The following is a 23,433-nucleotide window of genomic DNA, read 5'->3' on the forward strand; positions in this document are numbered from 1 at the left end:
ATGGCCTTTAATAATTTAGAAGTGGAGCGGGTAATGCAACCTCATTCTTTTTTGCAACAGAGTAAACACTGGCTGGTGGCGGCCTGTGCCCTGCTGGCACTGGCAATTAGCGGTTGTCAGTCTACCCAGACTAATGTTAGCAGCGTAGGCCCTGCTATTGGCGGCCAACCAAAAGCAGCGGAGCTGGGTAAAGCACAGCGTGAGTTTAAGTATCAGTCGGAAATTTATCTGAATGTGGCCGTGCCGGTATTTGATCCCGGCATTCCTTTGGATGCCAAAGGCAACATTAATGATAAAAAAGTGGCTGAAGAAGATATCTGGCCACAGGTACGGCGGCTGGAAGCAAACCGTTTTGCTATTGATACTAAAAAAGCGCTGGCGGCCACTAAGGTGTTTGGTTCGATTAATGTTACGCCGGATGCGTCGGTTTCTGCCGATGTGTACGTACTTGGCAAAATCAATTATTCCGATACCGAAACCGTGCGCATCAGTGTGCGGGTAATGGATGCTACCAATGATATCTGGGGTGAGGAAACCTTTGAACATCAGGTAGGTGAAGCCTTTTACCGTGACGCCCTGCGTAAAGAGCAAAACCCTTACGCACCGGTATTTAACGATATTGCCGCTTACGTTTACGATTTACTGATTAAAAAATCAGAAGCAGATAAAAAGAAAATTCAGCAGGTATCTGATTTGCGCTATGCCGCTATGTATAGCCAGGAAGCTTTTTCACCTTATATTGTCAGCAAAAGAAAGGGTTTTACCTCAAGGCAAACCGTATTTGAGCTGAAAGGCGCACCCGCAGCAAACGATCCTATGCTGCAGCGGGTAAACTTACTGCAGGCAAAAGATGAGCAGTTTATTGACCAGCTGCAAGACAGCTACGAGGCGTTTTATGCCGAGTCAGACGAGGCCTACAGCAAATATCAGCGCGAAACCCTGCCGATTGCCGCTGATATCCGCAAGAAAAAAGCCGAGCGGGCCACTCAGCAATTAGTTGCTGCCGGTAGTGCAGTGCTGGGTATTATGCTGGTGAAAAATTCCAATTCTGCTATCGGCGAAGTAGGGGCTATCGCGGCCGGTGCAGCAGCCATATACAGCCTTAGCCAGGCGATAGAAACAAACCGCGAGCTGAGTGCACAACGTGATGTGCTTAGTGAGATGGGGCAAAGCCTGGATATTAAAGTTACCCCTCAGGTGGTAGAACTTAACGAGCAGAGTATTGAGCTTAAAGGCACAGCCACCGAGCAGTACACCCAGTTAAGACAAAAGTTGTTAGAGATTTATCAGTTAGAAGCAACACCTAATCAGCAACTGTAAGTAGATCTTAGTTCAGGCAAGGAACCGGATGTGGCCAGAGCGTTAGATGATGGAATAAACCACGACAAGCAGTCGAAAAAAGCTTTTTATATTAAAGCAATAGTTGGTTTTTTTGCGGTGTTGCTGTTATTGGCGCTGGTGTTGCTGGCGCTAAACTGGTTTTCAGCTTTAGCACCGGCTGGCAGCAATACGCTGCCTGCAGCGGCGGCACCTTTATCTGCAGAGTCTTCATCCGCAGAGCCTGCTGCACCTTCAGCGGCAGGCATGCCGGATGAACAAGCCCGTAAAGCGTTACAGCAACTGCTGTCAGACACCAACCATCAGGTTAATCAGCTGGCGGCTGATACACACCTTGCTGCCTGGCAAAGTGCTGCGGTAAATACCTTAGTGCAAAACATGCAGCAAGCTTACCGCGTGTATGGCCAGCAGCTTTACAGTGAAACTGGCACCTTGTTGCAGGATATTCAGCAGCAAAGCAGCGTGTTGCAGCAAAACTATACCCAGGCTTATGAAACGGCCTACCAAACCGCCAGTGCGGCTTTTGCTAATAGCAACCTGCAGGCGGCCCAGCTTAACAACAGCCGGGCGCTGGCAGTAAACCCTTTATATGCGCCGGCATTGCAGCTAAAACAGCGGTTGGATGTAGCCAGCCAGGTACAAGAGCTTTGGCAGCAAGAGCGGGTAGCCAGGCTGGAAAACAATGTCAGTAAGCAAAAAGCCGTGCTGGAGCAAATTCGGCAGTTAGATCCGGCCGATCAGCGCGCTGCGCAGAGTTTAGCCACGTTAAACCAGCAAGCTCAGCAACAATCTTTTGCTGAGGTGTTGGCGCAGGCGGTTGCCGCACTGGATCAGGCCGATTACGCCACTGCCCGTCAGGCGCTAGCCCGGGCGCGTAGCATTGATAGCAACAGGCCGGAGCTAGTAAGTTTACAGCGTCGGCTGGATGGTGCCGAAAAAGCCGGTGCGGCCGCGCAGGCAGAGCAACAAGTGCAAGTATTCAGCGAAGTGGATGAATGGCCAACAGTGAAAATGGTGGCAGAAAATGGCCTGAAGTTAAACGCCGATAACCCGGTGTTGCAACAGGCACTGCAAAGCGCTAACCAGATTATTCAGGCCGGACAGCGGCTGGAGTCATTTATCGCTAACCCGCAACGTCTTACCGATGCCAATATCCGTCAGCGCGCCAACGAAGCGATTAGCGCAGCACAACCGCTGGCAGCGCAAAGCGCCCGGTTGGCGCAGCAATTAGCTCAGCTGCAGTCATTGCTGCAGGTTCAAGCGCAAACTGTGCCGGTATTGGTGAAAAGCGACGGCCGCACTACTATCCGCGTGCTGGGGGTGGGTAATGTTGGCGAAGTAAAAGAAAAAACCATTAATCTGGCGCCGGGTACCTATCAGTTTGAAGCTAGCTGTAAAGGCTATCGTACTGAAATTATTACTGTTGAAATCAGCCCGGCAACCACTGCGCCTGATGTGCAATTACAATGCAAAACCCGGATTTAAGAGGAATAAGCCGTGAGTCGGATTGATACATCTATCGCATCAGATAAACGCAAACGTAAATGGATAGTGCTCAGCAGTATTGTGCTGCTGGCTCTGGTTATGGCCAGCTATCTGGCCTGGCTGTTTTTACTAAAAGGTTTTACCGTCACCGTACTGCCGGCTGAGGCCGCGCAAACCCAGCGCTTTGCCATGGTATCAGGCAGCGGCTTTTTTCTTGAAAACAAACTGTATTTATTGGGCTCGCGCGCGGAAATTGAGGTCAGTGCCGATAAGTTTGAGCCATTACAACGGCTGGTGCTAAGCAGTGAACAAAGCAACCTCAGTGTTACGCTGCAGCCAATGCCAGCCAGTATTAAGCTGGATACAAAGCCTGAAGTGGCGGATATCAGCTGGACAGTAAATGGCCAGCTACACAGCCAGGGCCCTATGCTTACAGGCCGTTTTGCGCCGGGTGAGTATCAAATCAGTGCCGAACAGCCGTATTTTCAGCCACAAAGCCTGACACTGACCGCTGCTATTGCCGACGAGATTGCGCAAACGCTGACACTAACACCGGTACAGGGCGAACTAACACTGGCCTCGCGCCCGGTAGGGGCCAGCGTTACGGTAAATGGTCAGGCGGTGGGCAAAACGCCATTGCGTTTAGCGCAAAACGGCGGCAGCTATCGGGTGCAGGTAAATCTGGAGGGCTACGAGCCGGTGCAGGATACTATCGATATCACTTATCGCCAGCCCACGCCTGAGCGAGATTATTTTTTGCAGCCGGTCCAGGCAGTGCTAAACATCACCACCCAGCCACAGGATGGCGTGTTGCTGCTAAATGGTAAACCGGCCAGTAGCCCGGCCAGTATTGATGCCGGTAAAGCCTATACCGTGCGTTATGAAAAGGCCGGTTACCTGGCGCAGTCGCAAAGCGTTACGTTAAAACCGGCAGAGCAGCGTACACTGAATTTTGATCTTAAAGCAGAAATGGGCCAGGTACGCTTTAGTGCCAATGAAACAGCCGAAGTGCTGATTAATGGCAAACCCATGGGGCACACCCCGTTAACCTTATCGTTGCAGGCGTTAGCACAGAAGGTTGAGTTTCGTAAAACCGGTTATCGTACTGTAAGCCGCACTGTTACGCCCAGCCAGCGGCAAACGCAGACAGTACAAGCCGAACTGCTGACAGAGTTCGACGCCCGCCGCCGCGAAGGTAAACCCTTGTTTGCCCAAACGCTGGGCATCAGCTTTGTTGGCGTGCAGCTAAAAGCCTTTACCATGGGCTCGCCTGCCAATGAGGCGGATCGGGGCCGTAACGAGCATCCGCTGAATGTTAATTTCAGCCGCAATATCTGGGTATCGGCGCATGAGATCACCGAAGCTCAGTATGGTGCTTTTAAAGGGCAAACCGGCGGCTCGGCACTGCCGGTAACTCAGGTATCCTGGCAGGATGCGGTTAAATTTACTAACTGGTTAAGTGTGCAGGAAGGGCTGGCACCATTTTATAACCTGCAGGGCGACAGGGTGGTGGGTATTAATGCCGACAGCCCCGGCTACCGGCTGTTAACAGAAGCCGAGTGGGAGTTTGTTGCCAAGCACAACCGGCGTGCCGCCAGAACCACCTATGTTTGGGGCAGCGAAGATCGGCTGCGCGACAAACAGGGTAATTTTGCCGATAAGTCGGTACAGGGCCAGCAAACCTTCTTTTTCCGCGATTATAACGATGGCTTTGCCGGTAAGGCGCCGGTAGGCAGCTTCCGTGCTGATCGGGCCGGTTTTTATGATCTCGATGGCAATGTGCGCGAATGGGTGCACGATGCTTATGCGGTAACTGCGCCTGATACCTCCAGGCAGTATACTGATTATCGCGGCGCCGCCAGTGGCCAGGGGCATGTGATCAAAGGGGCGTCGTATAAATCCGGCCGCTTAAAAGAACTCAGAGCCAGTATCCGTAACGAAGGCAACGGGCCACAAGACGATGTCGGTTTTCGCATTGCCCGCTATCAATAGTATCAATAGTAGGAGTTAAACATGAAAAAACGCATCTTACTGGCCATAGTGTTACTGGCGGTGGCGGGATCTGCAGCGGCCTATTTTGTGTCACTGGATGCGCCCCAGGATTTCCCTATTAATATCTGACGAGCGGAGCAGCACATTTATGCATAACAAAGATTCTGCCGCAATGAACCCCGGCATTATTACCAGTGTGTTGGTGCTGGCGGGTTGTTTCACTCTGGTGCATTTATTTTATGAAGGCATAGTACGGCCAACTGCGGCGGCTATTCTGGCCGCCGAAGGCAGCAGCGGCTTGTTTTCTGTCTGGGTTATTTTAAAAGATATGGAGCAGCAGGTATGTTTTTCATTGCTGCTGTTTTGCCTGTTTCTGATGGGTTATAAATTATGGCGCCTGTTGGATGAAGAAACCCTGTATACCCGCGATTTTCTGCGTGATTATGATAAAAGCCTGCCGCTTGATGTCGAGCTGGCACTGTCAGAGCTGGAGGCCTCGTCGTACAAAGATAACCCGGCTATGGCAACCTGGATCAACTGTATCCGGCGTTTTAAAAATACCCGCAATGTGCAGCACGCTGCCGACGCTATTGAATCCTCAGTAGAAAGCCTGGCGGCGCAGCTGGAAAGCGGCAACAGTATGGTGCGCTATATTATCTGGGCCATTCCCAGTATCGGCTTTGTCGGTACCGTGCGCGGTATTGGCCAGGCACTGGCGCAGGCAGATAAAGCTCTGGCCGGCGACATCGCCGGTATGACAGCCTCGCTGGGGGTTGCCTTTAATTCAACCCTGGTAGCTTTATTTATCTCGCTGATTTTAATGTACTTTATGCACATTCTTAATGGCAGGCAGGATACGATGGTGTTAAATACACAACAATCCTGTGAGAAACACCTGTTAGCGCATTTGCATAACTGATTAGTACGCTATGAGATTAAAGCGGCGCGCTGAAGATGGTTTTAATATGTCATTCCTGGATGTGATGGCATGCGGGCTGGGCGCTGTTATTCTGATCCTTATTCTGGTTGATTTTAACGCCTTTGTACCAGAGCCGACCGATGAAACCAACAAGCTGCAGCAGGAACTAAACGCCGCCCAGCAGCAACGCGAGCAACTGCAAAAATCGATTGATGAGTTGAATAACAAAATTGCACTGGAATCCTCCAGCCAGCAGGATGTTAAGCTGTCGCAAAGCGATACCAGCAGTGATCAAAGCAAGTTACTGCAACAAATTTCCACCGAACTGGCTGTAGTGGCCGATCTGGAAAAACAACTTGCCGCTATCGCCCGCTTGCCGGTGCCGGATGCTAATGTGCAGCTAAGCGGCAGTGGCCAGCAAAATTATATTACCGGCCTGAAAGTTGAAGGCGAGGAAATTGGCATTTTGCTGGATAAATCAGCGTCGATGATGGGCGAAAACCTGCTGGAAGTGCTGCGCTATATGGCATTGCCCGATAACCAAAAGCTGGCGCTGCCCAAATGGCAACGCAGCCGGCGCGCCGCACAGTGGCTTTTAGCCCGCTTGCCAAAAAACGCCAAAGTAACAGTAGTGGCTTTTTCTGAAGACGCTACTATGTTGGGCCAGCGTGCGGCCAGCTCTGCGAAGGTATCCGATTCAATGAACGCCATAGTGCGGGATATTGGCAAGCTGGTGCCAAACGGCGGTACCAATTTGCAAATTGGCCTGCAAAAACTGCGTGAGTTGCACCCGAATGTCGCTGATGTATATCTGATTACCGATGGTTTACCAACGTTGGGTGACGGCCTTAGTGTGCGCTGTCGCGGTTTGCTAACCAGTAAAAAGTCTATTTCGTCACAGTGCCGGCAGGAGCTGCTGGTTGAAACCATTAAACGTGCCGGCCAGGGACTGCGGATGAATGTGATTTTGTTGCCGATTGAAGGTGATCCTTATGCGTCGGCGATGTACTGGAGCTGGTCGCAGGTAACACAGGGTACCTTTTTGGCCCCGGCAAAGGAGTGGCCATAGTGGCAAGACGCATGCGCAGGATAAAACGGCCGCCGGTAGAAATTTTTACCCTGTCGTTTCTTGACATTATTTCCTGTGCTTTTGGTGCTGTGGTATTGCTGGTACTGCTGGCAAAAAATGGTGAAAGCGACACTGAACTGGGGCCGGATAATTTAAGCACCATGGTAGAGCAGGTGTTGGCGGCCCAGCTTAACGTTGAGCTGCTAAAAGGTGCGGTATCAGACAAACAGCAGCAACTTGCTGCCGCTCAGGCCCGTTCTGCCTCTGTAACTGAACAGCTAAAATCGCTGGAGTCTTCCATTCCCCGTGCGCAGCAGACGTTGCAACAATTGCAGGATCAGGCCAGCTCGCTGCGTAATGAATTACGCCAGGCCACGGCGATGCTGAATGTGCCTAAATCCACCGATAAACCGTCAGATGAAGTGGGGGGCATTCCAACCGATGCGGATTATGTGATCTTTGTTATTGATAACTCCGGCTCAATGGTGTCTGGCAGTAAGTGGAATCAGGTGATTAATGTGGTGAATGATATTTTAGTTAATCACCCGCAAATGAAAGGCTTTCAGGTGATGGCCGCCGACGGCACCTTTTTGTATCCCGGCCAGGAAGGCCAGTGGCTGAGTGATTCAACCAGCATGCGCCAGCGCGCTATGGATCGGATGAAACGCTTTACCGGCGGTGGCAGTGCGCCGGAGGTTGGTATTATACGTGCGCTGGACCTGTACAGTAAAACACGCGGCAAAGTGAGCCTGTATGTATTTGGTGATGACTACCGCTCAGCCAGCCTGGATGCCATTGTTGGCGCTATTACCAGCAAGAATGCCGGTACCGGTGGCGAGCCGCGTTTTCGCATTCACGGTATCGGTTTTTACCGGCCATCAGGTGGTGATGCCATGCAGTTTGCCGCCTTTATGCAGGCGGTAGCAAAGCGCAATCGTGGTGCTTTTGTCGGGCTGGCATTTTAGCCACAGCAAAGCTTTTGGCCTCAGCTTACAGAGACGATAAAAAATTCCATTAAAAAAATTTTAGTTCCGCTTTGTCGCTGTCGCTTTAATCCTGTGAGCATCAATCACAGGAGATTTCACGATGGCTTTATCAATTCAATCCAATATGGCGTCAAAATCGATCCAAAACCAACTGGGTCGTACCAATAACGATTTATCAGTAGCGTTAGAGCGTTTAGGTTCTGGTTTCCGCATTAACTCTGCTAAAGATGATGCAGCAGGTTTACAAATTGCCAACCGCTTAAATGCGCAGGTACGTGGTCAGGAAGCGGCTATTTATAACGCTAACAATGCCAACTCTATGCTGCAAACCGCGGAAGGTGCGTTTGAAGAGATGACAAACATTGCTTACCGGATGAAAGAGCTGGCAACGCAAGGTGCCAACGGCACGAATAACACTTCTGAATATACTGCAATGGGTGCAGAGTTCGATGCACTGTCTGCCGAATTAACCAACATCATGACCAACACCTCTTACGGTTCAGGCACCACGTTGCTTGATGCTACTACCGGTAAATTTTCAGCAGCAGTAGATTTGCAAATAGGCTCTTCATCTGCTGAAACATTACAAGTAGATATTTCTGCTGACATTACCGCGGTTGACGCTTCAATTACAGCCCTTACTGGTTTAGCGGATCAAGCTGATTCAACCACCACTATGGATGAAATTGACACCCTGATCAATGACATCGGTGCTGCCCGTGCTTCACTGGGTGCTACCATGAACCGTCTGGATCACACCATTAATAACGTGACCAATATGATGGAAAATACCCAGGGCGCTGCTGGCCAGTTAATGGATGCAGATTTCGCTAAAGAAACCTCAAACATGACTAAACAGCAGTTGCTGATGAACTCAGGTATTTCTGTACTGAGCGCATCTAACAGCACGACACAAATGATTGGTTCACTGCTGCGTTAATTTTAACGTCAACAGTAACGATAGTGTCATAACCCTGCTGGCATTAGCTGGCGGGGTATTTTTAAAGCGTCATTAACTGGCAGAAGGTAAGCATTATGTCGTCTTATTTAAGTATTGACCCCCAGACTCTGGCGAGCCAGTACACGCAAATTGATCGTGCCGGTAAAGATAATTTACTGTCGGCAAAGTCAAAACAGTTTACCGACCAGCTTAATGCCATTAAAAAACTACAAACTTCTATGGGTAGCTTTCTTACCCAGTTAAAAGATTTTCGTAAAGCCGACAGCAGCATGCTGGCCAATACCGCCAGTAGCAGCAGCGAGTCGACTTTAGTCGTTAAAGCCAGCGGCAAAGCCGTGGCGGGTAGTTACGATATTTTTGTCCAGCAGCTGGCGCAAAATCATCAACTGGCCATGTCATTTGACCCTACAGCCGCGCTGGCGACAGACGGTGAGTTCAATATTGATTTGGGTGGCAGTAGTTTTTCTGTCGACATGGCTGGTTTACCCGCCAATGCCAAATTAAGTGATCTGGCTGCTGCCATTAATAACCATGCCGACAATGAAGGGGTTAAAGCCACCTTAATGCGCAGTGGTACTGAAACCTTTTTAGTGATTTCCAGTGAAGAAAGTGGTGCAGCCAATCAGCTGACACTGGGTTTTACACCAGGAGCTGATGCTGCTGGTGCCGATATTACCGCGGCTTTAGCTGCGAAGCAGGAGCTAAAAGCTGCTCAGGATGCCATAGTGCGGCTGGGTAGTGATACTGCCATTAGTGTTACCAGTGCCAGTAACAGCTTAACCGATGTTATTGAAGGTGTAACTATTGATTTAGTTAAAGCACAGGCCGCTGATGACGGCCCGGTTAATATCAAAATTGGCCAGGATCAGCAGGCGATTAAAGATAACCTGCAAAAGTTTGTAGATGGTTACAACGGCATTGTTAACAGTATCAATGCCGATACCAACCTGAAGAATGACAGTATGGCGCGCAGTGTACAAAATCAGTTTCGTGCCGCTTTTCAGGGCGAAATCGATGGCAAAACACTGTACAGCGTGGGGCTTGAATTTGATCGCAATGGCAAACTCAGTATTAACAGCGACCGGCTGGAAAAGGCGCTGGAGGATGATCCCGCTGCGCTGGAAGCGATGCTGACTTCTGACACCGGTGTGCTGGCAAAGTTGGAAAAGTCGGTAGAGCCTTACAGTAAAAACTTTGGTTTATTAGGTGATAAGCAAAAAACGCTGCAGGCCAGTCTGGATTTAGTTACCGAAAAGCAAAAGCGGCATGATTATTCCATGGAGTTAACCTTTAAGCGCTATCTGAGCCAGTTTACCCAGATGCAAATTACCATAGCGCAGCTTGAAAGCTCTATGGGTCAGTTTTAATTAGTGAGAGACAGCTTATGTTAGATTTTGCCAATGGTTATCAGGCGTACCAGAATACTTCAGTTGAAGGCAAAGCCGCCGGGGCCGATATTCATAAACTGGTATTGATGCTATTTGATGGTTTCCTAGATGAGTTAGCCCGGGTTGAAGGCCATATTCAGGCCAAACGTTTTGATAAAAAAGCCGCTGGCATTGAACGGATGCTGAAAATTCTTGGTGGGCTGGATGCGTCGCTGGACCAGCAAAATGGCGGCGAAATAGCAGCTAATATGCAAAAGCTGTATCAGCACTGTGGCCAGGCCCTACTTAATGCCAGCCTGAAAAACGATTTAACCTCGCTCGATACCGTGCGGGTGATAATGACCAACCTGCAAGAAGGCTGGCAAGGTTTGGCACAAAACGCTGCCTGACAGCTGTATAGCGCAATCTGGTGCTATTAGTATCCGGCTTAACTCAGAACCGCAGCTTTGACTGCGGTTTTTTGTGCCTGATCTACCCGGAAGCTGGCGGCAAGCGGTAGTGGCTTGCTTCCGATCAGCGGAAGTATTACTTCCGCCTATTTAAGTCCTAATCTTAAAAATACTTATAAATCATAATCTTGAATTGTGGCCTGACAGTTGCTAAATCATTCTGCTTAGCAAAGTTGAACAGGGGCTGAATGTGCCGTTAAACCATTTACAGGCAGTTGATATGGCAAAACAGCTATTAAAGCTGCAGCAAAACTTGTTGCAGGCAGCAAAGGCACAGGATTGGCAGTTATTGCGCAGCCTGGATCGCCAGTTAATGCAGTTGATCTGCCAGTTAGACCTGGCCGATGCCCGCGAGCAATTCTCAACCCAGCTGGGCGCCCTGCGGCAGAATTATCAGCAGGTGCTAACTCTGGCCAAAAATGAACTGCACAGCACTGAGGCTCAGATGAGACAGTTTAACCAAAACCGGCCTGGCGTGCTGGCGTACCGGCAAACCAGCGAGGGTGAAGGCTTATGAGCCAGCTACAGGTAGGCCAGCCAATCGCTAACACCGGCAGTGCAACTGCAGGGGTATTGCCAAACCACAACGTCGGCGACAGTGCTGAGCATAAAGCAGACAGCACAGTATTTATGTTAACCCAGCCAGACACAGCGCCATCTTTAAACGGCTATACAGAGCTGATGGCACAGTTACTTCAGGCTGGCAGTACAGATACCACCGATACCACATTAACGAACGCTGCGGATATGCTGCTGGCGCCAGTTGAAATGCAGATTGATGCCAGCGTACTGCCGCAAATAGTAGCGGCAGTTGTGGCAACAACCAGCCCGGCGGCTGAAATCAGTGCGCCAACAGATACCGCGCAAGCCAAGGTGGCAGAGAATAGCGCAGAGACAGACGCTGACATCATACCTGACATTCCAGCGCTGACTAAGGATACTGCGGATATATTGCTGAACCCGTCGCTATTATCTGCACTTAATTTTCTGCCGCTGCCTGTACTAAATCAGCTGCGTACCGAGGCCATGCAGCAAAGCGCTACCGGCTTACCCGGCTTTACTGACGCAGAATATAACGCTGTGGTGCTAAACAGCAGCAGTGCCTACAGCAATGGAAAAGGCTTGCCGTTGCCAGGCGCAGACACGGCCTTGCCTGTTACACCGGTATCTTTGCAACACTTTATCCGCCAGGCTACCGAGCAGCTGCGCCCGCAAGGCTCTGACAGCAATCTGCTTAGCGGTATATCGGCTACGCAGCCATCAGGCATTAGCGCGGCGGCTACGGAACCCGCGTTTCAGTGGAAGGCCGATCAGCTCGGTTTGCAAAGCAGCCAATGGGGCCAGAAGCTGGTGTATTTATTATCCGACAAAATTAATTTACAGCTGGGTCAGCAAATACAACGTGCCCAAATCCGGCTGGACCCGCCGCAACTGGGGTTAATTGAGCTGAATGTCAGTGTTGATGGCGATCGCACTACGGTGCAGTTATATGCCAGCAATAATCAGATGCGTGAAGCTATGCAGCAAAATTTGGATCAATTACGCCAGCAACTGGCTCAGCGGCTGGGTAGTGAACAACTGCTTGATATCGATGTACGTCAACAATCACAACAGCAGTCCGGCCAGCAACATGCTGCGTCTGAACATATTGCTGGCCATTTTACCGATGACGCGACAGAAATAAACAGTACACCGTCAACACGGCTAACCACTGGCTGGCTTAACCGGCTGGTATAGGAGAACAGTAAGACATGAAAGTTATAGTGTTAGTGATTGCAGCAGTGTTGCTGCTGGCCGTTGGTGGTGGCGCAGCTTACTTTTGGTTTGGGCAGGAGCAAAGCCAGGTAACAGAGCAAAACAAGCCACTTTTTTACCCGCTGGAACGCTTTGTTATCAGCGTCGACCATGCCCAGCATTCACGTTATCTGGTGCTTGAGCTGACATTGCTTAGCCATGACAGCCAGGTAATGGCGCAGCTGCCTGATGCCTCGCCGTTACTGCGCAACACTCTGGTGGCGCATTTTAGCAATATCAGCCATGCCGATGCGAAAGACGCCTTTAAAGATATTCCACAGGTTCAGGCTGCACTGTTGGATAAATTTAACCAGACCCTGCGCCAGAACACGTTCAGTTATCAGATTGAACAGGTACTGGTTACCAACGTGTTTATTCAGTAAGGCCGTTTTATGCTGGCAACAACCCAATGGTCTGATCCGGAACAACCGAGCAGTTTTAAATTCAGCCCGGCGCAGGAAAGTGCCTTGCTGAACCGTTACGGCTATCTGGTAAAACGGGCGGCGGCGCATTTACGCAGCCTGGTTGGCAGTATGGTAGACAAAGATGACTTACAACAAATTGGCCTGATGGGCCTGCTAAGTGCATTGCGCCGCTACGGCCGTGATGTTGATGAACAGTTTGAGTCTTATGCCTTTAAGCGTGTGCGGGGCGCCATGTTGGATGAGTTTCGCCGCACCGACTGGCGGCCGCGTCAGTTACGCCAGCAGTCGCATCAATTACGGGATAAAAGCCGTGACCTTACCCGGCAACTGGGGCGTGTTCCCACCGACGACGAGCTGTGTCAGGCGCTGGATATTGATCAAAAGACTTTGCTTGAGCTGCAATATGTTGGCCAGGCAGAGGCGATGGAAAGCCTGGATTTATTACTGGAGCAACAAGCCGAGGCTCAGCTTGGCAGCAGCAGTTTAAGCCAGTTCGAGCTTAAGCTGTCACTGACAAAGGCTATGGCGTCATTGCCTGAACGCAATAAATTGTTGCTACAGCTGTATTACACCCATGAGTTGAATATGAAAGAGATTGCGCTGGTACTGGAGTTAACCGAGTCCAGGGTTTGCCAGTTGCACAAGCAATCGGTGGAAATGCTCAGCAAAAAGCTGGCGCAATGGTAAAGGCACAGGAAGCAGAACAATGCAAAAAATTGTAGGTTTTATTATCGTACTGGGCGCCGTTGTCGGTGGTTATATGTTTGCCGGTGGCAATGTAGCAACACTGTGGCAACCTGCTGAATTTCTTATTATTTTTGGTGCCGGTTTTGGTGCTTTGGTAGTAGGTAATTCCGGTTATGTACTAAAAGAAATGTGGTCTCAGCTTAAGTCGCAGTTTGTAAAGCATAAAGACAGCAGCGCACTGTACCGCGAGCTGTTGTTATTAATGTATTCATTGCTGGATCTGGCCAAAAGTAAAGGCTTAAGAGAGTTGGACGAACATGTCGAAAACCCGCATACCAGTTCGGTTTTTCTCGCTTACCCTTTAGTGCTGGAGCATGAGGCGCTGGTGGTGTTTGTTTGCGATAATTTACGGCTGATGAGCATGGGCAAACTAAACGCGCATGACTTTGACAGCCTGCTGGAGCAGGAAATTTATACCATTGAACAGCAAAAATTAAAGCCTTCATCCGCCATGGCCACTATTGCTGAAGCTATGCCGGGTTTTGGCATTTTGGCTGCGGTGGGCGGCATTATCATTACCATGCAGCATCTGGATGGCCCGCTAAGCAATATTGGTTATCACGTTGCGGCTGCACTGGTGGGCACCTTTATCGGTATTTTTGGCTGCTATTGTCTGATGGCGCCGTTGAGCTCAGCGATGGAACAGTATGTGAAAAAGCAGGTTGCCCTGCTTGAATGTGTACGCGCTATCTTGGTGGCTCATGCTAAAGGCCATGTGGCAATAGTAGCAACCGACTCTGGCCGTCGGATGATTAACGAAGAGCAGAAGCCGTCGTTTACCACGATGGAACAGTGGATTAACGATAAGGCCGCCTGATGAACAGCTCCAGCTCGCCGGTTATTATTAAGCGCAGTCAGCGCAGCGCCGCCAAAGCCAAATCCGGCGGTGCCTGGAAAGTCGCCTTTGCCGATTTTACGCTGGCAATGATGGCGTTCTTTATGGTGTTGTGGATTCTAGAAGTCTCCAATATGAAAGAGCGCGCCGAGATTGCCAACTATATGCGCACCCATTCCATTTTCGAGGGCAGCCCGGCGCCGTTTGAACCGGGTAACAGCCCGTTTCCGGTCGATTTAGGCGGCACACCCTCGGTGGTAGATCAGAATTCTGCCAACACCTTGCCGCCGGATAACCCGCTGCCGGGCATGTCGGAATATTTGCAGGTGCCCTCAGGCGACGACAGGCCACTTGCAGGCAAGGGCGATAAGTTAAATTCACTGATTGATGGCCAGTTCGACAGCCCGGCTGAACTGAGCTTGTTGCTGCAAGCCTTTGAACAGGTAGCGGCCGAGCTGATGGCGCAGGAGCATATCCAGCTGGACATAGTACCGTCAGGCTTGCGGGTTATTATTCGCGACAATAAAAAGCAGCAAATGTTTATCCGTGGGCAAATGCGCATGACGCCGTTTTTTGAAGACTTGCTGCTGAGTCTGGGCCCGGTGTTTAAAAAAGTACAAAACAAACTGATTATTTCTGGCCATACCGACAGCACAGCGTTTAGTGGCAGCCAGTACAGCAACTGGGAATTGTCGGGCGATCGTGCTTTGCAGGCCCGCCAGGTGTTGGCCGCCGGTGGCATGCCGGTTGAGCGGGTAGCGCAGGTAGCTGCGTTTTCGGCTACCCGGCCGCTAAACGAGCAAGACCGTGGCGACAGCGCCAACCGGCGCATTGAATTGCTGATTTTAACCAGTGCCGCTGAAGCTGAACTCAACCAGTTGTTTTCCCCCGATAACCAGAACAACGCCGTACAGCAGGCAGCAGAAGAAGCACAGCGCAACCAACCCGTTGGCCGTTCAGGAATAAGGATAACCGATGGTAGCAACTAAACCTGATGCTTCGCGCAAGTATTTACGCTGGTACTTTAGCGCCCAAAGTCAGCCTGTGGCTATTCAATCCAAAGGTATAGCGGTAAAACTGTGGCAGAGCGGCTTATTTGGCAGCCAGATATGTCAGGCAGTGGTAAAAGACATGAGCCTTGGCGGTGCCGGTTTGCTGGTGCCGCTGGCAAAAACGGTACCGGATATCGTCATGGTTGAATATGACAACCAATTTAAGATTAAAGCTGAGGTGGTATACCGCCGTCAGGTCAGCGACAAGCTGGAGTTTCTTGGTATCAGCTGGCTGGACGCCAAGCGCGAACAGCGGCTGAATTTACTGCGCCGCTTAAGTAAAAAAGCCTACCGGGCATCACGCGATACCGGTGCGACGGATAACGTAACTGCAGATGAATAAGATGAAAACTCCCACTTTGCTGATCCCGGCTGATCAGGCCGCCCACTGCCAGCCTTTTGCATTGACACTGGACCAACGCCGTTTCAGCGCTGCCAGTAAACAGGCGAAACAGCGCTTACCTGATTTAGCGCAGGCAGTAGAGATAGAACTGAGCAAATTGCTGACCGATGTCGAATTTAATATTGAACTGACGTTATGCCAGGGCAGTGCGCTTGACAGCTGGCTGGCAGAGCCGGGGCGGCTGTTATTGCAGTGTCCGGTGTTGGTGCCAACTGATACTAACTGTTATCTGGCGCTGGACTACACCAGCGTACACCATCTGGCTGATTTATCGCTGGGTGGCCAGCTTAGTAAAGTGCTGCCAGGCGATGAAAAAACTGAGCTAAGTGCTTCAGAGCTGCGCATTTGCAGCCGTATCGCCCAGCGTCAGTTACAGGCCATGCAACAACTGTTGTTTAAAGAACAGTCGGCTTTACCGGCCAGTGCCATAAAACAACAAATGGAACCTACCCGGTTTCAGTACCTGCCGCTAAAGGTGCGCTTGTTGCTCGGCAGCGATGTGATTAGCTGGTTTCTATGGTTGCCGCTGGAGTTCTTTATCGCACCGCAATATCACAGTGCTATCAGCGCCAGTGCAGTAGATATATCACCCTGGCCGCAGGTGCCGGTGCAGTGCCGGGTTGAGATGATGCGCAAAAAAGTGAGTTTGCGCCAGCTACAGGCTTGCCTGGATGGTGCTGTACTGCCAATAGAATTCGGCAGTGCTATGACATTACAGCTTAACCAGACTGCGTTATTTCTGGGCAAAGTGGCAGAAGAAGCCAACAGCCTGGTATTCCAGATTACTGATATCGTTAACAAAGAGAAACAAGCATGAGCGAAAACCTGAATAACAGCAAAGGTCTGGATGCGGCTTTAGCCGGGCTGGATATGATGGAGATGGACGATATCTTCGAGCAAGGCAGCGATGGCAGCACGGCCCCGGGGGATGGCTTGTCGATGTTTCGTGATGTGCCGCTGACCGTCACGTTAGAAGTGGCCAGCGCTGAGGTTACGTTAGGTGAACTGAGCCGGGCCAGTGTCGGCGACGTGCTGCCGCTGGATAAAGCCGTAGGCGAAGCGCTGGATGTAAAAGTAAACGGTGTGCTGTTTGCCAAAGCGGAAGTGGTGATGATCGATGGCAAATATGGCCTTAAGTTTGTCAACCGTAAGGCGGCACCTGAGCATCATGAGTAAGCTGTTGCTAACCCTGTTGATACTGCTGGCGGCTATGTTGCTTAGCGGTACAGCAATGGCAAATGATTTAACACTGTTATCGGTGCGCGACACCGACGGCGGCCAGGATTACAGCGTAAAACTGCAGATTATGCTGTTGATGACCGCATTAAGCCTGATCCCCGGCATGCTGATGGTGCTGACCTCGTTCACCCGCATTGTTATTGTACTTGCCATTTTGCGCCAGGCGCTGGGGTTACAACAAAGCCCACCGAACCGTGTGCTGATTGGTATCTCACTGATGCTGACACTGCTGATTATGCGCCCGGTGTGGCAGGACGTATATCAAAACGCGTTTAAGCCTTATCAGGCAGAAGAAATGACGTTGGAGCAGGCGCTGGCCCGTGCAGAGCAACCACTACGACAGTTTATGCTGGCGCAAACGCGCGAGAACGAATTGCATCAGGTATTGCTGATTGCCAAAGAGCCCACCACCATGGCTGCCGCTGACGTACCGCTGGAAGTGTTGATGCCGGCCTTTGTGTTAAGCGAGCTGACCACAGCATTTCAGATTGGTTTTATGCTGTTTATTCCGTTTCTGATTATCGATCTGGTGGTGGCCAGTGTGCTGATGTCGATGGGTATGATGATGTTGTCACCGCTTATTATCAGCCTGCCGTTTAAGTTAATGATTTTTGTACTGGCCGATGGCTGGTCTATGGTTGCCGGGACTTTAGCTGCGACCTTTGGAGCATCACCATGAGCCCGGAACAGGCCACCGAGCTTATCGCTCAGGCGGTATATACCATCATCAAGATGTTGCTGGTGCTGATTGTACCTGGGCTAATTCTGGGTATTGTTGTGGCGGTGTTTCAGGCGGCAACGTCTATTCAGGAGCAAACACTGACGTTTTTACCGCGTATGTTGCTGACGCTGTTAATGGTGGTGTTTGCCGGCCACTGGCTAATTAAAACCCTGCTGGCGTGGTTTACTAATCTGGCACAGATTATCCCCGGAGTATTCGGGTGAATTCGTTAATTTCGCTGACAAGTGGCGAACTGATGAGCTGGATTGGCACCGTCTGGTGGCCTTTTGTCCGCTTGTCAGCGTTATTGTGGGCGATGCCGGTATTTGATAACCCGGCTGTTACGCCGCGGGCGCGTATTTTGCTGGCGGTGTTTTTAAGCTTTCTGGTTGGCCCCACGTTACCGGCCATGCCGCAGGTTGATCCCTTCTCACTGGATGCAGCGGTTATCACCTTCGAGCAAATAGGCTTTGGCATTATGATGGGCCTGGCAGTACGCATTTTGTTTGAAGTGCTGGCAATGACAGGGCTAATGTTGTCGATGCAAATGGGCTTATCGATGGCGATGATGATGGACCCAGGCAGCGGTGACTCTACCTCGTTGCTGGGGCATTTGTTCTGGATAATGTCGGCGCTGCTATTCTTCTCTTTAAATGGCCATTTACTGACACTGGCAGTGCTGATAGACAGCTTTACGCTGTGGCCGGTGGGTAGTGGTTTGTACCAGTTAAACCTTACCGTGCTGTTGCAGTTGTTCGGCTGGATGTTTGGTGCCGCTTTGCTGGTGGCTTTGCCCGCTATTATTGCCATGCTGCTGGTTAACCTTACCTTTGGTGTGGCTACGCGCTCTGCGCCATCGTTAAACTTATTTGTGCTGGGCTTTCCGATGACGCTGCTGCTAGGGTTTGTTTGTGTATTTCTAACCTTAAGCCAAACCGGCGTGCAGTTTGCTGCACTAACCAGCCATGTGCTGGACAATATGCGTTTACTGATGGAGTAAGCCATGAGTGAACAAAACAGCGCGCAGGAAAAAACCGAACAGCCCACCGAGAAACGGCTAAAAAAAACCCGTAAAGACGGCCAGGTTGCGCGCTCAAAAGAGCTGAACACAGCTGTGTTGCTGATGCTGGGCGTGGCGGGCTTGCTGTGGTTTGCCCAGTTGCTGTTTACGTTGTTTATGCAGCTGATGCACAGCAGCATGCAGTTAAACAAAGAAATGCTGGCGAATAATAAGCTGATGCCGCTGGCAATAGGCCAGGCGTTTTTAGATATGCTTGGCGCCATAATGCCGTTCTTATTGTTGTTGTTTCTGGCGATGTGGATTATTGGTGCCATGCCCGGTGGCTTTATCTTTTCCGGCAGCTTGCTCGGGCCTAAGTTTAATAAGTTAAATCCGCTAACCGGCTTAGCGCGGATGTTCAGCATGAACGCGTTAGTAGAGCTGGCCAAATCAATCATTAAAGTGCTGTTGTTGGGTGGTTGTCTGTATGGCTTTCTCAGTCAATTATGGACCCGCCTGTTGTTTTTACAGCGGTTGGATCTGGCAACAGCCTTACAGGAAGGATTTGGCCTGTTATCACTGAGCCTGATGATTACAGTCACATTGCTGCTGCTGGTTGCGGCGATAGATGTACCCTATCAGCAGTACACCATTTCCTCCAAGATCAAGATGACTAAGCAGGAAGTCAAAGAAGAGCGTAAATCCTCTGATGGCAGCCCGGAGATAAAAGGCCGTATCCGCCAGATCCAGTTTCAGATGGCCAACCGGCGCATTGAAGAGCGGGTGCCTAAAGCCGATGTTATCGTGATGAACCCAACACACTATGCTGTGGCGATCCGCTACAGCGAAAAAGATGCCAAAGCGCCCTATATAGTGGCTAAGGGCATAGATGAAATGGCACTGCGAATCAGGGCTGTAGGCCAACGCCATCAGATAGAAGTGTTAGAAGTGCCGGTACTGGCACGGGCCATCTATTACTCCACCCGTGTTGACCAGGAAGTACCCAAAGGTTTGTATACGGCAGTCGCCTATGTACTGACTTATGTTATGCAATTAAAAGCCTACAAGCAGGGCCGTGGCCAGCAACCGGCACCATTGCCGGCGCTGGATATTCCAAAATCGTTGTTAGACAAAGCTAATGTCCGAGGTAGTTAAACAGTGAACTGGCGTACTCTTACCCAACCTTATACCGCTATTCCCGTATTACTGCTGGCCATTCTGGCGATGGTGGTATTGCCGCTACCGGCCTGGATGCTGGACGCGTTGTTTACTTTCAACATAGTGCTGTCGGTGATCGTGCTGTTAGTGGCTGTATCAAGCAAAAAGCCACTGGATTTTTCGGTATTCCCCACGGTGTTACTGGTGGCTACCTTAATGCGGTTAACGCTGAATATCGCCTCTACCCGGGTGGTGTTGTTGCACGGCCATGAAGGCTCAGATGTTGCAGGCCGGGTGATCCAGGCTTTTGGTGAAGTGGTGATTGGCGGCAACTATGTTGTCGGTATGGTGGTGTTTATCATTCTGATGGTGATTAACTTTGTGGTTATCACCAAAGGCGGCGAGCGTATTTCCGAAGTGGCTGCCCGCTTTACGCTGGACGCTTTGCCCGGCAAGCAAATGGCCATAGATGCGGATATGAATGCCGGCCTGATTGGCCCGGAACAAGCCAAAGAGCGGCGTAATGAAGTGGCCCGCGAAGCAGACTTCTACGGTTCTATGGACGGTGCGTCTAAGTTTGTTCGTGGCGATGCTATTGCCGGTTTAATTATTCTGGTGATTAACCTGCTTGGTGGTATCAGCATCGGGGTATTCCAGCACGGCCTGGGCATGGGCGAAGCCTTTCAACGTTTTGCCCTGCTTACCATAGGTGATGGCCTGGTCGCCCAAATTCCGTCTTTACTGCTGGCCGTAGCGGCAGCGATTATCGTTACCCGGATGAACGACGAGGGTGAGATGTCTGATGAGGTCGGCAAACAGCTGCTGGCATCACCCAGAGTGTTGCTGACTACCGGCGGTATTATGCTGATCCTGGGGCTGGTGCCGGGTATGCCGGCTCTGGCTTTTATCAGTTTCGGCCTGCCACTGGTATACGTTGCCTGGCGCTTACAACAGCAGGTAGACAAAGGCGAGTTGGTCCAGGCGGAACTGTTAACCGAAAGCATAGCGCAAACCCCAAAAGCATTGGCGTGGGACGATATTCCACATATTGACCGTTTATCAATAGAGCTGGGGTTTCGGCTGGTGTATCTGGCCGACAAAGATAAAGGCGAAGAGCTGGTGCAAACCTTACGCGGTATTCGTAAAACTCTGTCAGAGCAAAGCGGCTTTTTATTACCTGAAGTGCGGGTACGCGATAATTTGCAGCTTAACCCGCAGGAATACCGCATTAAACTGGCCGGGGTGCCTTTAGCCAGCGGGCGGTTAAACCCGCAGCAATTGCTGGCGCTTAACACCGGCGAAATTTATGGCCAGCTTGACGGTGAAATTACCCGTGACCCGGCTTATGGCCTCGAAGCAGTATGGGTTGACAATAATACCCGTGCCAAAGCGCTGAACCTGGGGTATTCGGTGGTTGATCTGGCGACCATTATTGCCACCCATGCCGGCAAAATCATTAAAGAAAATTTATCTGAGCTGTTTGTCTATGAAGATGTAAAGCAGCTAAATAAGCGGCTAGCTGCCGTCGCGCCGGTACTGGCCGAAGCGCTGGATAAAGCGCTCAGCGCAACAGTGCAACTAAAAGTATACCGGCTGATGCTACGTGAGCAGGTAAGCCTGGGTGATATTCTGACCATTGCCAGCACCTTGCTCGACAGCAGCGAAGTGACCAAAGATCCTATTTTACTTACCTCTGATGTACGTTGTGCACTGCAGCGGGCACTGGTAAGGCAAATCAGTGGCGATAAAGACGAGCTGGCCGCCTTTACACTGGATGAAAAGCTGGAGCAAACCTTACAAAGTGCGCTGAATCAGGCAATGCAGGCAGGCAAAGTTGCGTTAGACAGCTTTCCGGTAGCGCCTAATCTGCTAAGCCAGTTTCAGCGCAATATGCCGTTGATCTGCAGCCAGATGCAACAACAAGGCTATACCCCGGCATTAGTGGTGGTGCCGCAATTACGGCCGTTGCTGGCGCGCTATGCCCGCACTTTTACGCAAAATTCGCTGGCAGTGCTGTCTTATAACGAAATCCCGGAAACATTACGGGTAAATGTAATCGGCGCTTTGGGCTAATGTGAGGTGTTTTGCTGGCCTGTCATCGCGCTGTCACAGCACTACGTTATGCTAAATGGTGTATTTAGATAGTTGTGCAGGCTTGGTAAATAGTTAGTCAGTTTTAAACTGGCTCTGGTCTGAGCAGTTAGCGCTGAAATGTGACCGAATATGTAACAATATGTAGTTTTAACTATATGATCTTTAAGATCATGAAAGATCTTTTTAAAGTTTGACTTGCCAGATAATAGTAATTTAGATATCTTTAAAGTTATTCAGTTTAGGTTCATAAATCACTTTAAGGTTTGTGAGCCGGTTAAGATAATTAAAAGGCAAACTGCACCGAAAGGGCAGGACGCAAAGCCACCGGTCTACGGCGTTTAAAAACGTTACGATAGCGGGGTTGCATTAGCTTGGCGACATCCTCGTGATGTGTCTCTGCCTGCACGGCTGCCCGTGTCAGTGCTGAGCGCTTTCTATGCAGTTTTCCTTTTATTTTCTTAGCCAGTGGCGTATCGCGTTGCGATGCCGGTTGCGGTTAAATAAAAGGGTATCAATGTGTCTTTGTTTTCTCTTAGCTTGTGGTTTAGCACCTCTGCAATTGGCACTGCCATTGCAGGCTCAGTGCTGATCCAGCCAGCCGAGCAGGCGCAGTGGCAGCTTGACAGCAGCGCCTTTCATTGCCGTTTGCAACAGCGGGTTAGCGGGTTGGGCCAGGTGAGTTTTTCCCAGCAACCCGGCCAGCCGTTGCAGCTGGATCTTGAACTGGCGCAGCCTTATCCCGCTTTAGAGCAAGCCACCGTTGCTGCGCGCAGTGCTGATTGGCAGCCTGATGTTATCCAACCACAAAGCTCACCCTATATTGCCGAGTTATATCATGATAGCCAGATAAGTTTCTTGCAGGCGGCGTTGCCGTTGTTTCAGCAAGTGCAGGCGGGGGCCTGGTTGCAGTTTGATCTTAGAAATGGCCGGCTGCAGCAACAGCTGTTACTTACCAGCGTGCGTGGCCACGAGGCAGTAGAGCAGTTTCGCGGCTGTGTGGCGAAAATGTCGCCACTGTCATGGCAGCAGGCGCGTGATACCGACATTGTTTTCGCCTCAGGCCAGCGCCTGGTTGACCGCACGCAATTGCCGGTATTGCAAAAGCTGGCACGCTATCTCCAACTTGACCCTGCAGTGCACAAAATTCTTATTGACGGCCATACCGACGACGTTGGCACGGTATTGGCTAACCGGCAGCTATCAAAAGAAAGAGCCGATGAAGTGGCAGCGCAACTGATTGAGCTGGGGGTAAAAGCCAGCATGCTGGAAGTACGTGCCCATGGTAACCGTTATCCGTTATTGCAAAGCCAGGGCAAGGCTGAGCAATCTAATCGCCGGGTGTCTATCCGGTTAATCCGAACCACTTCCTGAGCAGGAT

Annotated in this window: 24 protein-coding genes and 1 riboswitch; all 24 genes read left to right on the forward strand. The window is 50.6% G+C overall.

The features are described from left to right. Positions 1 to 33: 33 nt before the first annotated feature. Positions 34 to 1,320 carry a hypothetical protein gene (locus AR688_RS00330; RefSeq protein ID WP_068230976.1) on the forward strand — a complete coding sequence of 429 codons (1,287 nt, stop codon included), beginning with the start codon at positions 34 to 36 and terminating at the stop codon, positions 1,318 to 1,320. A gap of 30 nt (positions 1,321 to 1,350) precedes the next feature. Further along, complete coding sequence (locus AR688_RS00340) at positions 1,351 to 2,823, forward strand: hypothetical protein (RefSeq protein WP_156420180.1); 1,473 nt, start codon at positions 1,351 to 1,353, stop codon at positions 2,821 to 2,823. A 12-nt stretch (positions 2,824 to 2,835) separates the two neighbouring features. Beyond that, complete coding sequence (locus AR688_RS00345) at positions 2,836 to 4,815, forward strand: PEGA domain-containing protein (protein ID WP_068227642.1); 1,980 nt, start codon at positions 2,836 to 2,838, stop codon at positions 4,813 to 4,815. A gap of 148 nt (positions 4,816 to 4,963) precedes the next feature. Then, positions 4,964 to 5,734 carry a MotA/TolQ/ExbB proton channel family protein gene (locus AR688_RS00350; protein ID WP_068227645.1) on the forward strand — a complete coding sequence of 257 codons (771 nt, stop codon included), beginning with the start codon at positions 4,964 to 4,966 and terminating at the stop codon, positions 5,732 to 5,734. 10 nt (positions 5,735 to 5,744) lie between these two features. Continuing rightward, positions 5,745 to 6,803 carry a VWA domain-containing protein gene (locus AR688_RS00355; RefSeq protein WP_068227648.1) on the forward strand — a complete coding sequence of 353 codons (1,059 nt, stop codon included), beginning with the start codon at positions 5,745 to 5,747 and terminating at the stop codon, positions 6,801 to 6,803. Continuing rightward, positions 6,803 to 7,768, forward strand: coding sequence for a vWA domain-containing protein (locus tag AR688_RS00360; protein ID WP_197412067.1), 966 nt, complete (start codon positions 6,803 to 6,805; stop codon positions 7,766 to 7,768). Before AR688_RS00355 ends, AR688_RS00360 begins: the two co-directional genes overlap by 1 nt. Positions 7,769 to 7,889: 121 nt before the next feature. Further along, the gene (locus AR688_RS00365; protein WP_068227655.1) at positions 7,890 to 8,729 is read left to right on the forward strand and encodes a flagellin N-terminal helical domain-containing protein; all 840 of its coding nucleotides are present in this window, start codon (positions 7,890 to 7,892) and stop codon (positions 8,727 to 8,729) included. Between the two features lie 95 nt (positions 8,730 to 8,824). Continuing rightward, positions 8,825 to 10,117 carry a flagellar filament capping protein FliD gene (gene fliD, locus AR688_RS00370; protein WP_068227660.1) on the forward strand — a complete coding sequence of 431 codons (1,293 nt, stop codon included), beginning with the start codon at positions 8,825 to 8,827 and terminating at the stop codon, positions 10,115 to 10,117. A 17-nt stretch (positions 10,118 to 10,134) separates the two neighbouring features. Beyond that, positions 10,135 to 10,527 carry a flagellar export chaperone FliS gene (gene fliS, locus AR688_RS00375; RefSeq protein WP_068227663.1) on the forward strand — a complete coding sequence of 131 codons (393 nt, stop codon included), beginning with the start codon at positions 10,135 to 10,137 and terminating at the stop codon, positions 10,525 to 10,527. A 280-nt stretch (positions 10,528 to 10,807) separates the two neighbouring features. Beyond that, positions 10,808 to 11,104 carry a hypothetical protein gene (locus tag AR688_RS00380; RefSeq protein ID WP_156420181.1) on the forward strand — a complete coding sequence of 99 codons (297 nt, stop codon included), beginning with the start codon at positions 10,808 to 10,810 and terminating at the stop codon, positions 11,102 to 11,104. Further along, entirely contained in the window at positions 11,101 to 12,324 is a 1,224-nt protein-coding gene (locus AR688_RS00385) for a flagellar hook-length control protein FliK (protein ID WP_068227669.1), read from the forward strand. Before AR688_RS00380 ends, AR688_RS00385 begins: the two co-directional genes overlap by 4 nt. Before the next feature lie 14 nt (positions 12,325 to 12,338). Continuing rightward, complete coding sequence (locus AR688_RS00390) at positions 12,339 to 12,764, forward strand: flagellar basal body-associated FliL family protein (protein WP_068227674.1); 426 nt, start codon at positions 12,339 to 12,341, stop codon at positions 12,762 to 12,764. A gap of 9 nt (positions 12,765 to 12,773) precedes the next feature. After that, entirely contained in the window at positions 12,774 to 13,493 is a 720-nt protein-coding gene (locus tag AR688_RS00395; RefSeq protein ID WP_068227676.1) for a FliA/WhiG family RNA polymerase sigma factor, read from the forward strand. A 19-nt stretch (positions 13,494 to 13,512) separates the two neighbouring features. Next, on the forward strand, positions 13,513 to 14,370 hold the full coding sequence (gene motA / locus AR688_RS00400) for a flagellar motor stator protein MotA (protein ID WP_068227679.1): 858 nt from the start codon (positions 13,513 to 13,515) through the stop codon (positions 14,368 to 14,370). Further along, positions 14,370 to 15,377, forward strand: a complete 1,008-nt coding sequence (locus AR688_RS00405) for a flagellar motor protein MotB (RefSeq protein WP_197412068.1) — start codon at positions 14,370 to 14,372, stop codon at positions 15,375 to 15,377. Before motA ends, AR688_RS00405 begins: the two co-directional genes overlap by 1 nt. After that, positions 15,364 to 15,783 (forward strand): PilZ domain-containing protein, encoded by a 420-nt coding sequence (locus AR688_RS00410; RefSeq protein WP_068227686.1) that lies wholly within the window; start codon positions 15,364 to 15,366, stop codon positions 15,781 to 15,783. Before AR688_RS00405 ends, AR688_RS00410 begins: the two co-directional genes overlap by 14 nt. Position 15,784: 1 nt before the next feature. Beyond that, positions 15,785 to 16,660 carry a FliM/FliN family flagellar motor switch protein gene (locus tag AR688_RS00415; RefSeq protein ID WP_068227689.1) on the forward strand — a complete coding sequence of 292 codons (876 nt, stop codon included), beginning with the start codon at positions 15,785 to 15,787 and terminating at the stop codon, positions 16,658 to 16,660. Then, the gene (locus AR688_RS00420) at positions 16,657 to 17,019 is read left to right on the forward strand and encodes a FliM/FliN family flagellar motor switch protein (protein ID WP_068227692.1); all 363 of its coding nucleotides are present in this window, start codon (positions 16,657 to 16,659) and stop codon (positions 17,017 to 17,019) included. Before AR688_RS00415 ends, AR688_RS00420 begins: the two co-directional genes overlap by 4 nt. Further along, the gene (gene fliP / locus AR688_RS00425) at positions 17,012 to 17,761 is read left to right on the forward strand and encodes a flagellar type III secretion system pore protein FliP (protein ID WP_068227694.1); all 750 of its coding nucleotides are present in this window, start codon (positions 17,012 to 17,014) and stop codon (positions 17,759 to 17,761) included. Before AR688_RS00420 ends, fliP begins: the two co-directional genes overlap by 8 nt. Beyond that, a complete protein-coding gene (locus tag AR688_RS00430; RefSeq protein ID WP_068227696.1) occupies positions 17,758 to 18,027 on the forward strand; it encodes a flagellar biosynthetic protein FliQ in 270 nt (89 codons plus the stop codon). Before fliP ends, AR688_RS00430 begins: the two co-directional genes overlap by 4 nt. Further along, entirely contained in the window at positions 18,024 to 18,803 is a 780-nt protein-coding gene (gene fliR / locus AR688_RS00435; protein ID WP_068227698.1) for a flagellar biosynthetic protein FliR, read from the forward strand. Before AR688_RS00430 ends, fliR begins: the two co-directional genes overlap by 4 nt. 3 nt (positions 18,804 to 18,806) lie before the next feature. Beyond that, complete coding sequence (gene flhB, locus AR688_RS00440; RefSeq protein WP_068227701.1) at positions 18,807 to 19,958, forward strand: flagellar biosynthesis protein FlhB; 1,152 nt, start codon at positions 18,807 to 18,809, stop codon at positions 19,956 to 19,958. A gap of 3 nt (positions 19,959 to 19,961) precedes the next feature. After that, positions 19,962 to 22,034, forward strand: a complete 2,073-nt coding sequence (gene flhA / locus AR688_RS00445; RefSeq protein ID WP_068227703.1) for a flagellar biosynthesis protein FlhA — start codon at positions 19,962 to 19,964, stop codon at positions 22,032 to 22,034. A gap of 300 nt (positions 22,035 to 22,334) precedes the next feature. Next, positions 22,335 to 22,424: riboswitch (cyclic di-GMP riboswitch) on the forward strand. 147 nt (positions 22,425 to 22,571) lie between these two features. Next, positions 22,572 to 23,426, forward strand: a complete 855-nt coding sequence (locus AR688_RS00450; RefSeq protein WP_156420182.1) for an OmpA family protein — start codon at positions 22,572 to 22,574, stop codon at positions 23,424 to 23,426. Positions 23,427 to 23,433 lie beyond the last annotated feature (7 nt).

It is taken from the genome of Rheinheimera sp. EpRS3, assembly GCF_001513785.1.
In the GTDB taxonomy this organism is placed as follows: Bacteria; Pseudomonadota; Gammaproteobacteria; order Enterobacterales; family Alteromonadaceae; genus Alishewanella.

Coding starts and splice junctions, on each gene's coding strand:
- fliS (WP_068227663.1), top strand. CDS start 10,135: ATGTTAGATTTTGCCAATGGTTATCAGGCGTACCAGAATACTTCAGTT.
- fliP (WP_068227694.1), top strand. CDS start 17,012: ATGAGTAAGCTGTTGCTAACCCTGTTGATACTGCTGGCGGCTATGTTG.
- AR688_RS00365 (WP_068227655.1), top strand. CDS start 7,890: ATGGCTTTATCAATTCAATCCAATATGGCGTCAAAATCGATCCAAAAC.
- motA (WP_068227679.1), top strand. CDS start 13,513: ATGCAAAAAATTGTAGGTTTTATTATCGTACTGGGCGCCGTTGTCGGT.
- fliD (WP_068227660.1), top strand. CDS start 8,825: ATGTCGTCTTATTTAAGTATTGACCCCCAGACTCTGGCGAGCCAGTAC.
- AR688_RS00355 (WP_068227648.1), top strand. CDS start 5,745: ATGAGATTAAAGCGGCGCGCTGAAGATGGTTTTAATATGTCATTCCTG.
- AR688_RS00410 (WP_068227686.1), top strand. CDS start 15,364: ATGGTAGCAACTAAACCTGATGCTTCGCGCAAGTATTTACGCTGGTAC.
- AR688_RS00420 (WP_068227692.1), top strand. CDS start 16,657: ATGAGCGAAAACCTGAATAACAGCAAAGGTCTGGATGCGGCTTTAGCC.
- AR688_RS00380 (WP_156420181.1), top strand. CDS start 10,808: ATGGCAAAACAGCTATTAAAGCTGCAGCAAAACTTGTTGCAGGCAGCA.
- AR688_RS00415 (WP_068227689.1), top strand. CDS start 15,785: ATGAAAACTCCCACTTTGCTGATCCCGGCTGATCAGGCCGCCCACTGC.
- AR688_RS00385 (WP_068227669.1), top strand. CDS start 11,101: ATGAGCCAGCTACAGGTAGGCCAGCCAATCGCTAACACCGGCAGTGCA.
- AR688_RS00395 (WP_068227676.1), top strand. CDS start 12,774: ATGCTGGCAACAACCCAATGGTCTGATCCGGAACAACCGAGCAGTTTT.
- AR688_RS00405 (WP_197412068.1), top strand. CDS start 14,370: ATGAACAGCTCCAGCTCGCCGGTTATTATTAAGCGCAGTCAGCGCAGC.
- AR688_RS00390 (WP_068227674.1), top strand. CDS start 12,339: ATGAAAGTTATAGTGTTAGTGATTGCAGCAGTGTTGCTGCTGGCCGTT.
- flhB (WP_068227701.1), top strand. CDS start 18,807: ATGAGTGAACAAAACAGCGCGCAGGAAAAAACCGAACAGCCCACCGAG.
- AR688_RS00430 (WP_068227696.1), top strand. CDS start 17,758: ATGAGCCCGGAACAGGCCACCGAGCTTATCGCTCAGGCGGTATATACC.
- AR688_RS00330 (WP_068230976.1), top strand. CDS start 34: ATGCAACCTCATTCTTTTTTGCAACAGAGTAAACACTGGCTGGTGGCG.
- AR688_RS00350 (WP_068227645.1), top strand. CDS start 4,964: ATGCATAACAAAGATTCTGCCGCAATGAACCCCGGCATTATTACCAGT.